General features: G+C 46.5%; 10 protein-coding genes and 1 pseudogene. 7 read left to right on the top strand and 4 right to left on the bottom strand.

Annotated elements, in window-relative coordinates; translation table 11 throughout:
* The first annotated feature begins 103 nt into the window (after positions 1-103).
* Positions 104-1,489: a polysaccharide deacetylase family protein gene (locus ACYCS5_RS04840; protein ID WP_459760903.1), complete on the top strand. Its 1,386-nt coding sequence runs from the start codon at positions 104-106 to the stop codon at positions 1,487-1,489.
* A 99-nt stretch (positions 1,490-1,588) separates the two neighbouring features.
* On the opposite strand, the gene ilvD is transcribed toward ACYCS5_RS04840, so the two are convergent.
* The 3 genes and pseudogenes from ilvD to ACYCS5_RS04825 form a co-directional block, all read right to left on the bottom strand.
* Complete coding sequence (gene ilvD / locus ACYCS5_RS04835; RefSeq protein WP_459760902.1) at positions 1,589-3,277, bottom strand: dihydroxy-acid dehydratase; 1,689 nt, start codon at positions 3,275-3,277, stop codon at positions 1,589-1,591.
* 352 nt (positions 3,278-3,629) lie between these two features.
* Positions 3,630-3,869, bottom strand: a pseudogene (locus tag ACYCS5_RS04830) (KGG domain-containing protein); the annotation flags it as partial.
* A 176-nt stretch (positions 3,870-4,045) separates the two neighbouring features.
* A complete protein-coding gene (locus tag ACYCS5_RS04825; RefSeq protein WP_039272871.1) occupies positions 4,046-5,080 on the bottom strand; it encodes an acyltransferase family protein in 1,035 nt (344 codons plus the stop codon).
* A gap of 313 nt (positions 5,081-5,393) precedes the next feature.
* Between ACYCS5_RS04825 and ACYCS5_RS04820 the strand changes: the two genes are divergently transcribed.
* The 4 genes from ACYCS5_RS04820 to mgrA all read left to right on the top strand — a co-directional run bounded on the left by ACYCS5_RS04820 (position 5,394) and on the right by mgrA (position 8,805).
* A complete protein-coding gene (locus ACYCS5_RS04820; protein ID WP_342425136.1) occupies positions 5,394-6,200 on the top strand; it encodes an alpha/beta fold hydrolase in 807 nt (268 codons plus the stop codon).
* Between the two features lie 14 nt (positions 6,201-6,214).
* A complete protein-coding gene (locus ACYCS5_RS04815) occupies positions 6,215-6,985 on the top strand; it encodes an HAD family hydrolase (RefSeq protein ID WP_459760901.1) in 771 nt (256 codons plus the stop codon).
* Positions 6,982-7,722: an NAD-dependent protein deacylase gene (locus tag ACYCS5_RS04810; RefSeq protein ID WP_340886205.1), complete on the top strand. Its 741-nt coding sequence runs from the start codon at positions 6,982-6,984 to the stop codon at positions 7,720-7,722. Before ACYCS5_RS04815 ends, ACYCS5_RS04810 begins: the two co-directional genes overlap by 4 nt.
* An 84-nt stretch (positions 7,723-7,806) precedes the next feature.
* Positions 7,807-8,805: an L-glyceraldehyde 3-phosphate reductase gene (gene mgrA, locus ACYCS5_RS04805; RefSeq protein ID WP_459760900.1), complete on the top strand. Its 999-nt coding sequence runs from the start codon at positions 7,807-7,809 to the stop codon at positions 8,803-8,805.
* Between the two features lie 126 nt (positions 8,806-8,931).
* Here mgrA and ACYCS5_RS04800 read toward each other — a convergent pair whose 3' ends face one another.
* On the bottom strand, positions 8,932-9,798 hold the full coding sequence (locus ACYCS5_RS04800) for an AraC family transcriptional regulator (RefSeq protein WP_069012478.1): 867 nt from the start codon (positions 9,796-9,798) through the stop codon (positions 8,932-8,934).
* 219 nt (positions 9,799-10,017) lie between these two features.
* On the opposite strand from ACYCS5_RS04800, the gene ACYCS5_RS04795 reads away from it, so the two are divergent.
* Both ACYCS5_RS04795 and galE read left to right on the top strand, forming a co-directional pair.
* Positions 10,018-11,196 carry a galactokinase gene (locus ACYCS5_RS04795; RefSeq protein ID WP_029515710.1) on the top strand — a complete coding sequence of 393 codons (1,179 nt, stop codon included), beginning with the start codon at positions 10,018-10,020 and terminating at the stop codon, positions 11,194-11,196.
* Between the two features lies 1 nt (position 11,197).
* Entirely contained in the window at positions 11,198-12,187 is a 990-nt protein-coding gene (gene galE / locus ACYCS5_RS04790) for a UDP-glucose 4-epimerase GalE (RefSeq protein WP_029515709.1), read from the top strand.
* Positions 12,188-12,189 lie beyond the last annotated feature (2 nt).

Below are 12,189 nucleotides of genomic sequence, written 5' to 3'. Positions count from 1 at the left end.
CGAAATCTCGGCATGTTTACGTCATTGTGATAACATATAAGTAAGTGAGTTTTCCTCAGGAAGCCTGCTTGGGGAGTTCAGAATAGAAAAGTGGGGATAAAACGTGCAGACTTTGCTGTTATGGATGTTTTACATTTCAACTTTTTATGCTTTTATTCCGGCGCTGGTTAGTCGTATATTTGGTTTCCGGGTGTTCAGGCGCGGCAAAAGTGAGCATGAATATGCGCTCACCTTTGATGATGGCCCTGATCCAGTGTATACATCACAGCTGCTTGATTTACTGAAGCGTTTTGATGCCAAAGCTACTTTTTTTGTTGTTGGGATGAATGCAGAAAAACACCCTGAGCTTCTGAAACGCATGCATGATGAAGGTCATCTAATCGGTATTCATAATTATGTGCACAAATCGAATTGGCTTATGCGGCCTGTTACTGTCAGAAGACAAATTGCCCAGACAGAGTCAGTCATTCGTCGAGTAACTGGTGATGGAACGACCTTTTATCGCCCACCTTGGGGGATAGTGAACTTTTTTGATATTTCCAACACCAATGGTCGTCGAATCGTATTATGGTCCTCCATGTTCGGGGACTGGAAGGCAAGCATTGGAGCGAAACAATTGGCGGAGAGAATGCTCAAAAAGCTAAGGGGTGGCGAGGTGATGCTGCTCCATGACTGTGGTACGACTTTGGGGGCAGACGTGGAAGCGCCCCAGAATATGCTAATCGCACTGGAGAAGCTACTGAGGGTCGCCCAAGAACGACAATTACGTAGCGTGCGGGTGGATACATTGTTTTGTCGTCAGTCTGCCAATCAACCTACTGCCTCCGAGATATCCAGTAGGGGTTGGTATAAAAGAACGCTGGTATGTGGATGGCTTCAGTATGAGCGTCTATTTCATGTTTTGTTTCGTCTTCGTCCCGTAAGTCAGGAGGATACGATCTTTTATTATCGTCGCCGTATCTATCATGGGCCAAATGTAAATATGGAGAACAGCAGGTGGCTAAAAAAAGGGGACCCGGTAATCGAGCTTCATTTTGATAATAAAAAGTTGTTCCAATTGGGTTCGACGGCAAAGTCGATGGTACATCTAGCTATTCAATTAATTCGAATTGTAAAAAAACAACTTCCTGATCTGACCCAACGCATTGTACATGATTCTGAAATGAAGGATGTAAAGGCGATCTATGCAGTAAGTATGATTCATCGGGGTCCAGAGAAGTTGGGATTTCAAGTTCGGGAGCTTCCCAAAGGACTGTTTAAGCATGTGTCCACTGTATATTTAAAGCTGTTATTTCGTGTTATCCATCCTTCGGGTTCAGAGCAATTGAGTGAAAAAAAAGATGTAATGGTACCGAAACTGATTGTGATGCCAATGGATACCTTGTTTGACCGTTTCCATCAGGGAGGCTCACACCGCTCAGACGAAGCTCTTGAGCAAACAGCTCACAGATATGATGTCCATACACTCAACAGCGAAATGACTGAATAGACTAACCCCAATGACCAAATAAAAAATCCTCTCGATCCTTTGTTAGGGATCGAGAGGATTTTTAGCCGTTCATAAAGTAGTCCTATCTTAGCAAAGCATTTAGATTTTCATAATTCCGCCGTTACTTGCGTTCGTCACCAGCTTGGAATAACGCGCCAGGTAACCCGTTTTCACCTTCGGCTCAAAGCCTTTCCAGTTGGCGCGACGACGTTCGAATTCTTCGTCCGTAATCTGGAGCTCAATCTTACGATTGTTCAAGTCCAGCTCGATGATATCGCCGTCCTCAACAAAAGCGATAGGTCCGCCTTCTGCAGCTTCGGGGGAAATATGACCGATGGAGATACCACGGGAAGCACCTGAGAAGCGTCCGTCTGTAATCAGGCCAACCTTAGCACCAAGCCCCATACCCACGATTTGTGAAGTTGGAGCGAGCATTTCAGGCATACCAGGTCCGCCTTTTGGACCTTCATAACGGATAACAACCACGTGTCCTTCATTAATTTTACCGTTGGCGATACCTGCCAGTGCATCTTCCTGTGAATCAAAGCAGATAGCAGGACCTTTGTGATAACCACCAACCGAAGGATCAACTGCACCGACTTTAATGATGGAGCCTTGCGGTGCCAGATTACCGAATAATACAGCCAGACCGCCACGTTCGGAATAAGGGTTGTCCAGTTTGTGGATGACGTTAGTATCCAGAATTTCCTGACCCTCTACGTTTTCACGAATGGTTTTTCCGGTTACAGTAATACAGTCTCCATGCAGTGCGCCTGGTTTCTTCAACAATTCATTCAGTACTGCGCTTACGCCGCCTGCATTATGAACATCCTCAATATGATAGTCGGAAGCAGGTGCCAATTTGGACAAATGAGGTACGCGGTTTGCGACTTCATTAATACGTTCGATAGGGTAGTCAACTTCTGCTTCATGGGCAAGTGCCAATGTATGCAATACTGTATTTGTGGAACCGCCCATTGCCATATCCAATGCAAATGCATTATCAATAGCTTCTTTAGTCACGATATCACGTGGTTTAAGATCCAGCTTAATCAATTCCATCAATTGGCGTGCAGATTGTTTAACGAATTCTTTACGTTCGTCTGCTACTGCGAGAATGGTGCCGTTACCCGGCATAGCCAGACCCATTGCTTCTGCGAGACAGTTCATGGAATTCGCTGTGAACATCCCTGAACAGGAGCCACATGTCGGACAGCCATATTGTTCTAATTCAAGCAAGCTTTGATCGTCGATTTTACCAGCCTGATATGCACCTACGCCTTCGAAGACGGAGGTCAGGGAAATAGAGCGACCGTTCTTGTCTTTACCAGCTTTCATAGGACCGCCGCTGACGAAAATAGTTGGAATGTTAACGCGCAATGCGCCCATCATCATGCCAGGGGTAATTTTATCACAGTTAGGAATACAAACCATGCCGTCAAACCAGTGAGCGGACACGACAGTTTCCAGAGAGTCAGCTATAATTTCGCGACTGGGCAGAGAATAACGCATACCGATGTGGCCCATGGCAATGCCGTCGTCTACACCGATGGTGTTAAACTCAAAAGGTACACCGCCTGCGTCACGAATGGCTTGCTTGACAATTTTGCCAAACTCCTGTAAATGGACGTGGCCCGGTACGATATCAATATACGAGTTACATACCGCAATAAACGGTTTGTCAAAATCTTCTTCCTTGACACCCGCTGCGCGCAGCAAGCTGCGGTGAGGAGCGCGATCAAAGCCTTTTTTAATCATATCGGAACGCATTTTCGTCTTAGCTGTCATGATGCTGGTTTCCCCCCAAAGTATAAAAATAGTATGGCGTTCAATGGACGCCGTGATAGCGCAGATGTTTTCTAAAGAGTCTATCATAGATGTGAGCTTTTTTCTACATATATGAAGATTTTGAAAAAATACAAGAAGTGTTCTGTAATCAACAATATATAGACATGAGCAGTTTTATTTCTCTATATATTGCATTTAGAAGAGGTTTTAATTTGAATCTATTAGAATATCTATACTGATAGGTTTGTGTACCAGGGAAAATATGAAAGAGCCCATACCGCAATAAAGCAGATGGGCTCAGCTTGTTTATATGTTAAAGGAGGGCGGGAGAGGACATTACACCTTAATTTCTGCCACCTTTACGACCGATGTCTCTGTAGAAATTTTTGTCGTGCGACTCAGCTGTAGCATCGCCGCCCTTTTTGCCGATTTCCTGATAAAATTCTTTATCGTGAGAGTTTGCGGTTGCTTCCCCGCCTTTTTTACCAATCTCCTGATAAAATTCCTTATTGTGCTTCTTGGAAGTAGCTTCTCCACCCATACGACCTGCCTCTTCGCGACTCATTTTCCCCTGATTTTGATTACGTGCCATTACAAATCACTCCTTAATAAAAAAGTTGTTTTTTGTTGCGCGCATCCTTTACTTACCACGTCACGTCTGTATGAAACAGGCTCCAAGTGGAGTAAAGAGGGGGTAGACTCGCTTACATGTTGGTCTGTAAGTGGGTTGTGGCGTGTTCAATGTTAAATAAAAAATGGATAAAAAAATTACGCGGACCGTCTAAAGGGATAAGGAGCTGGCTTTAGCATCCACTCTACCTGTGGCTCAATCAGAGGTCGTGTTGCAGTTCGAACCCAAGGCATGGTCAACATACAGCACAGACCAGCAGCACACACTACAATCAACATGACTTCCACTGGAGTGTCTATATATTCGTAGACTCCCTTCGCAACGACGGTACGGACGATCAAGCCATGCAGTAAAAAGACATATAGTGTCCGTCTTCCCATCTCGGTTATACGTCCTGTGACAGCTGGAACAAAGCTTAGGAACGCCATGGATGCTATCCATTGAACTCCATAAATGCCGATGCGGTAAATTCCTGCGTACCATTCGGTATGGCCCAATTCACCGTAAGTCATATTGCCATACAGCCAGCCTGCCGGGATGTCGAAATACGACGTTCCCGCCAGTACCATAAGCAGAAGAGATATAAAGCCAGCGATTATGCGGACTGGAGCTGTGAAAAACCGCCGAACGTCCGCATAATTCAAATGATAACCTGCTACAAAGTAAGGCAAATAAACAAAGGTTCTGCATACGCTCAGCCATATACCATCCACAGGGAGATACCCGACGAGGATACCGAGCAGCACGGATATACCCAATTGGAGGACAGGTGGTATTTTCTGAAAAGACAGCATTAGCAGTCTCCAACAGATATGGCTGGCAAGGAACCAGAGTAGCAAATAAGGAGCAAAGAACGAATGATGGATATGGGGAACGTGGAAGAGCGCAACATCCAAGATCGAATAGAGCGATTGAAAAATAAGATATTGCATACCGATCTGAAGCAGAACTTTTCGGCCTGCAGATCCGGTCAAAGATGTTTGGGCAAAGTAGCCTGTAACGAGTACAAACAACGGCATATGAAACATGAATATCCAGCTGAACCATTGTTGAGCAATATGAAATGAACCGACTAGAGGCTCCAGAGCATTTCCTGCAAATACGCATATGATCAACAGAAATCGCAAATTGAGAAAGAAGCTTTCCCCTTGTACATCATGGCTTGTCGTCATGTGTTTCCCTCCGAGCGGCTTCTGCCGAATAAACTATTTAAAAAATAATTCTTTACAAGGAACAAGGTACGATACTCTGGACTTTATCATTGTGATTTTATTCACAATAGTAAGCGTTATCATAACCTTATTGTGTGGCGAAAGCTTGAACACCGGACAAAGACGGGCTAATACTTGGAAATGTATGCTGATTTGACCCTGTGTGTGCAACGATGTTACCCTAACAAGGCTATAGTTACGCTGAGAATACAGCGGCACATTTTATATTCAAATTACGAATTACGAGGTACGAAAGGCGAAAGGAACTTTTACAATGAGAAGAAGAACAAGAAGATCATACAATTCATATGGGACACGTGGTCCTCGGAGAATATGGAAAGTTCTCTTAGGCATCCTGATTATTATTGCACTGATAGCAGGGTGGGGAGCATGGAAGGTATTTACGCCTTATCAGCCTGACGAGACGGCGGCGGCTGCATTAGCCGAAGTAGCGGATGCTGTGAAAGTAAATGAACAAGAACATTGGGTTGGTTTTGAGCCTGTAAAAAGAAGCGGAGCTGGAGTCATTTTGTATCCAGGGGCGTTGGTGAAGCCCGAAAGCTATGCGCCTTTGGCACGCCGTCTGGCGGAAAAGGGTCATCATGTGATTATTGCAAAAATGCCACTCAACCTTGCATTGATCTCCCCGGATCTAGCGAATGAAGTGCTAAAGGCATATCCGAAAGAAGCGTTTGTTATTGGAGGTCATTCGTTAGGTGGAGTGATGGCGGCCCGATATGCAGCTGCGCATCCTGATCAGGTCAAAGGTGTATTTTTCCTTGCCTCCTACCCGGATAACAAAGGAAATTTAAAGGATAAAAATCTGCCTGTTATTTCTCTACTGGGAAGTGATGATGGAGTCGTCCAGATGGAAAATGTCCAAAGTGGTAGAACTTATTTACCTGCCAACACGCTGTATTTTACAGTCGAAGGGGGGAACCATGCCCAATTTGGCAGTTACGGTGCCCAGAAAGGGGATAATCCTGCGAAAATTAGCGCCGTCGAGCAATGGAACCAGACGGTAACGGCTTTACAGGATTGGATGAAAGAGAGTGTGGATTCAGCTTCTAAGAACCCGTAAAGGAGGTGTAATGCATGTCTGAGCTGATCGTGCAGGGGAAGCGATACCCATGCCGTGGCATCTTATTCGATAAAGATGGCACGCTGCTGGATTTTATTCAGTTGTGGGGCCCCTGGGCTCGTTCTATACTGGATATGATGGAGCAGCATCTTGCCGTGGCGGGTGCCGGTTTTACGGTGGAAAAAGGTACCGTTCTAGGTACTGTTCACGATCAGGAGGGGCGTGTGATCGGTTACGATCCTTCTGGCCCGCTGGCCATGGGGACGGTGGACGAAAGTACAGGGGTACTGGCTTGGCAGCTTTATACTGCTGGTGTACCGTGGAATGAGGCTGTGCGGCTTGTCCGCGACTTTAATAAAACGGCGATGGCTGATATTCGGCGACATCGGGCAGCGAAGGTGTTTCCAGGATTGCGGACATTGCTGGAGCAAAGCCGCCATGCCGGGCTGAAGCTGGCAGTTGTGACCTCTGACAGTACCGAGGCTGCACAGGAGCATTTGGAGTGGATGGGGCTGACATCTTATTTTGACGAGATTATCGGACATGATAGGGTTACATACGGTAAGCCTGACCCGGAAATGGCTGAAAAAGCCTGCGCGTTACTAGGACTGTCGCCGGCGGACGTGGTAGTCATCGGAGACAGCAATGGGGATATGCAGATGGGCAAGCGTGCCGGAGTGCGGCTCGCTATTGGATTTGCGCCAGAAGCAGAACGTTCTGGTCATTTACTGAATGCGGATAAGGTTGTTCGTGGATATGAAGAACTGGAGGTGCGTAGGGTATGAATGTTAATACGTTGGCGGAATGGATACAGCAATCGCAGAATGTTGTTTTTTTCGGCGGAGCAGGCACATCTACGGAAAGCGGTATTCCGGATTTTCGTTCGGCAGCAGGCCTGTATCAAAGTGAGGAGAAATTGCCTTATTCCCCTGAGGTTATGCTGAGCCGTTCATTTTTTGTGAAGCATCCTGAGGTGTTCTTCGACTTCTATCGCAGCAAAATGCTGCATCCCGATGCGGAGCCGAACGGTTGTCATCATTTCCTCGCGTCATTGGAAAAACAAGGCCGTCTAAAAGCGGTTGTGACCCAAAATATTGACGGTTTACATCAGGCTGCAGGTAGTGTGAATGTACTAGAACTTCATGGCTCGGTGCATCGCAACCACTGTATGGAATGTGGACGCTTTTACAGTCTAGATGAAGTGATGAACAGCTCTGAGGTTGTACCCAAATGTCCGATAGATGGAGGAATTATCAAACCGGATGTCGTTTTATATGAGGAGGAGCTGAATCAGGATACCATTATTCAATCCGTTCAGGCTATTTCGCAGGCTGATCTGCTGTTAATTGGAGGAACGTCGCTGACAGTACATCCCGCTGCGGGCTTGATTACTTATTTTCGTGGTAAACATACGGTGCTGTTGAATACAGATCCGACCTCGTATGATCATAAGGCGGATCTTTTAATCACTGATCCAATCGGTAAAGTTATGGAAAAACTTGCTCATCAATTAGGTTTGTAATCGTTTTCTTGTCAACGCCTGGATAAAAGCGCTATGATGATGTTGTGATGGACATTACAATGTTTCGAGAGAGGCTGGGATAGCATGGTTTATTTAGCTGGCGAAGATCGTTATGAAAGTATGAAATATAACCGTACAGGGAGATCAGGTCTAAAACTGCCCGCTATTTCGTTGGGCTTGTGGCACAATTTTGGCGGGATTAACAACGCGGAGAATGGCCGTAGCATGATTACCCGCTCCTTTGATCTGGGAATTACGCATTTTGATTTAGCTAATAACTATGGCCCTCCTGCGGGATCAGCTGAGGAATTTTTTGGACAAGTTTTAGCCAGTGATATGAAACCGTACCGGGATGAGTTGGTCATCTCCACCAAAGCGGGCTACAATATGTGGGCAGGGCCTTATGGAGACTGGGGATCTCGCAAGTATATGATATCTAGTCTGGATCAGAGCCTGAAGCGGATGGGGCTGGACTATGTCGATATATTCTACTCTCACCGATTTGATCCTGTTACGCCGCTGGAAGAAACGATGGGAGCACTGGATCATATCGTACGTTCTGGCAAAGCGTTGTATGTGGGTGTGTCCAATTATAGTGCGGAGCAAACAGCGGAAGCAGCTCGCATTCTGAAGGAACTGGGAACACCGCTTCTGATTCATCAGCCGAAATACTCCTTGCTTGACCGCTGGATTGAAAATGGATTACAAGATGTACTGGACGAAAACGGGGTAGGCAGCATTGCCTTTTGCCCGCTGGCGCAGGGATTGCTGACCAATAAATATTTGAACGGAATTCCTGAGGATTCACGTGCAGCGAGTACATCGGTTTTCCTGAATGAGAACCATGTGACGCCAGAGACACTTCGCAAGGTACGCGCCCTGAATCAGATGGCTGCTGCACGCGGACAAAGTTTGGCTCAATTCTCGCTGGCCTGGGCTCTGCGCGGCGAACGTCTGACCTCTGTCTTGATTGGGGCAAGCCGTGTAAGCCAAATTGAAGAAAATGTTGCTACTTTATCCAATCTGGACTTTTCTCAGGAGGAACTGGATCGGATTGATTCGATTCTGAATGCCGGGAACTGACAGGACGGCGGCACAGCCTAATGGCGAAAGTTAATTTGTAGTCATCGGCCTAATTGCGTGTTCTCTTATACAATATAAATTAACAGCCCGTATCCGTTTAAAGGATGCGGGCTGTTTAAGTCTGTTTTACGACTGTGGATACTGCTTAACCTTGCTTCGGTACTCGGTTGGAGACTGACCACAGAAGCGCTTGAATTGACGTGAGAAATATAAGGCATCAGTTAGTCCGACCGAAGCGGCCACTTGCTCTACCGATAGTTCAGGACGCTCACGCAGCAGTTGACGTGATTTGTCAATTCTTAGCTTAAGCAGATAGGTGACGGGGGAGATGCCCGTTTCCTTTTTGAATATCCGTGACAAATACGCACGGTTATAACCAAGTCCTTCAGACATTTGCTCAATGGAAACGGGATGTGCGTACTGAGTGGACATATATTGCACCATCTGCTTGACTGTACGTTGAATTTGTGAATCCGCCCCGGACGGATCAGTCCAGTCGCTCAGGTAATTGCCTGCTTCCCCCATAATCAGATACAAATAGCCCAAGGCTGATAAATGAGAACTAGATTTTCTGCTATAAAAGGCCAATTGCATTTGCTTCAAATAACCGGGGATTGGACTTTGATCGGAAGCATGGAAGACAGGCTGGTGAACACGCAACCCTGCCTCCTGCACCACCTGCTCAGTATGGTGTCCAGTAAACGCAGACCAACGATAACGCCACGGTTCCTCTTCATCAGAGGTATAGCTCACCAGCTGACCAGGATGGATAAGGAAAAAATCGTTTACTTCAAGCTGATATGTGTGCTGTTCCGTTCGGAAGATGCCTTTGCCCGATTCTACAAAGTGGAGCAGATAGTAATCATAGATTTTCGGCCCTACGGCATGACCGGATTTGGTTTGGCTCTCTCCTGCAAAAAGCACATGCAGTGGGCTATTTTCATAAAACACTGGATTAGAGGCGACAGCATAACTATATGAATGCGTTTGCAAAATAGGGTCATCCTTCCTGCATTTGTGAATAGTTTAGCGTATGCGGTATACTTACATTGTACATATCCAAGTCACATTTATCCATAGCTTAAACACATGGATGCATTACATTGTGTGGCGCTTTCATTTATACTGAAATCATAAGAGATGTCAACCTGATTAAGATGTTACAGGGAAATCAGGTGGCCTTTACTAACGGTATACGAGGTGGATGCGGATATGAACTCTACTGAATTAAAGAAACATTTTATTAAAAAATATGGTGAAAGCAGCAATGAACTGCGGATATTTCATGCACCTGGACGTGTCAATCTGATTGGAGAGCATATCGACTATAATGGTGGTTATGTACTCCCGGCTGCGCTGGAATTTGGAACGACGCTGATCCTTCGTGCGCGTAATGATGATGAGATTCATTTTGCTTCGACAAACCTGTCGTATGAAGTATCTATCTCCCGCGGAGAAATAGGTAAAAACAAAACGGATGAGTGGGTGGACTATCCGGTGGGCGTGTTGGTAGAGCTAGCTGATAAGGGAGTTTATCCGTCTAAGGGATATGACCTGCTCTATCACGGAGAAATACCGAACGGTGCTGGATTATCCTCTTCAGCCTCCATTGAGGTTGTTACAGGATACGCGTTCCTCACTATTGAAAAACAGAAAACAGATACGGTCGAAATCGCTTTGTTGTCCCAGCGAGCAGAAAACAATTACGTTGGTGTCAATTGCGGCATTATGGACCAGTTCGCTGTAGCGAACGGAGCAGCTGATCATGCAATTCTACTGATGTGCGATACGTTGGATTACCGCAAAGTTCCATTCCGTACGGGAGATTATAAGTTGGTGATCGGCAATACAAATAAGCGTCGCGGTTTGGTGGACTCGGCCTATAACGAGCGTCGTAGCCAATGTGCCGAAGCACTGTCCATTTTGCAGCAGCAGGAGCCGTCACTGGAATACCTCGCTCAGCTGGATGAGACGCGTTTCGGAGAGCTTCAGCACCACATCACGGACGAAACAGTGCGTCGGCGGGCACAGCATGTGGTGGAGGAAAACGCTCGTGTATTGGCCTCTGTCGATGCTCTCGCGGCGAATGAACTTGCAGCTTTTGGTCAGTTAATGAATGCTTCTCATGATTCATTACGCGATTTGTATGAGGTCAGCTGCACGGAGCTGGACGTCATGGTTGAAGAAGCCCGACGCATTCCTGGCACGTTGGGTGCTCGTATGACGGGAGCTGGATTTGGAGGGTGTACGGTTTCGTTGGTTCATGAGGACGATGTTGAACGTTTTGTGAAGGAAGTCGGCGAAGCTTATCAGACCCGCACAGGGCTGGAAGCCAGCTTTTATGTATGCAAGGCAGGAGACGGAGTTAAAGAACTGAAGGAGGACGAATAACATGGCCATTTTAGTAACAGGTGGAGCTGGATATATCGGTTCACATACCGTAGCAGAATTGTTGAATCTGGGAGAAGAAGTTGTGGTGCTGGATAATTTGCAAACAGGGCACAAAGCAGCGTTGCTTGGGGGCAAGTTGTATGAAGGGGATTTGAGGGATAAAGAATTACTGTCCAAACTGTTCTCTGAAAATAGTATCGATGCAGTTATCCATTTTGCAGCCAACTCGCTGGTTGGAGAAAGTATGCAAAATCCTGGTAAATATTACGACAACAATGTATTTGGCACGCTGAGCTTGTTGGAGGCGATGAAAGATGCCGGAGTGCGCCGAATTGTATTTTCCTCTACTGCGGCTACCTACGGCGAACCGGAAAAGGTGCCGATTGAAGAGGGTGACCGTACAGAGCCAACCAACGTGTATGGTGAAACAAAGCTGATGATGGAGCGCATGATGTCGTGGTTTGATAAAGTTTTAGGCATCAAATATGTGTCTTTACGGTATTTTAATGCGGCTGGTGCGCATGAGAGCGGCAAGATCGGCGAAGATCACCGACCAGAAAGTCATCTGATCCCATTGGTGCTCCAGACAGCCTTGAAACAGCGTCCACACATCGCTGTGTTTGGTGAGGACTATGCGACACCTGACGGCACATGTGTTCGGGATTACATTCACGTAAGTGATCTGGCGGATGCTCATGTGCGTGCAGTAAATTATTTGCGCGAAGGCAATGACAGCAACGTGTTCAATCTGGGCAACGGACAGGGCTTCTCTGTGAAAGAAGTAATTGAGACAGCACGCAAGGTCACCGGGCTCGAGATTCCAGTTGTGACAGAACCTCGCCGCGCAGGCGATCCAGCGATATTGGTTGCATCTTCTGACAAGGCTCGTTCGGTGTTGGGCTGGAGTCCAGCGCGTACCCAACTGGAGGATATTATTAGCGGAGCATGGGGATGGCATCAGTCGCACCCTCACGGCTACGGCGACGAATAGAC

It is taken from the genome of Paenibacillus sp. SEL3, assembly GCF_054602585.1.
The sequence above is the reverse complement of the archived record's forward strand: the minus strand, read 5'-3'. Positions and strand labels throughout refer to the sequence as shown.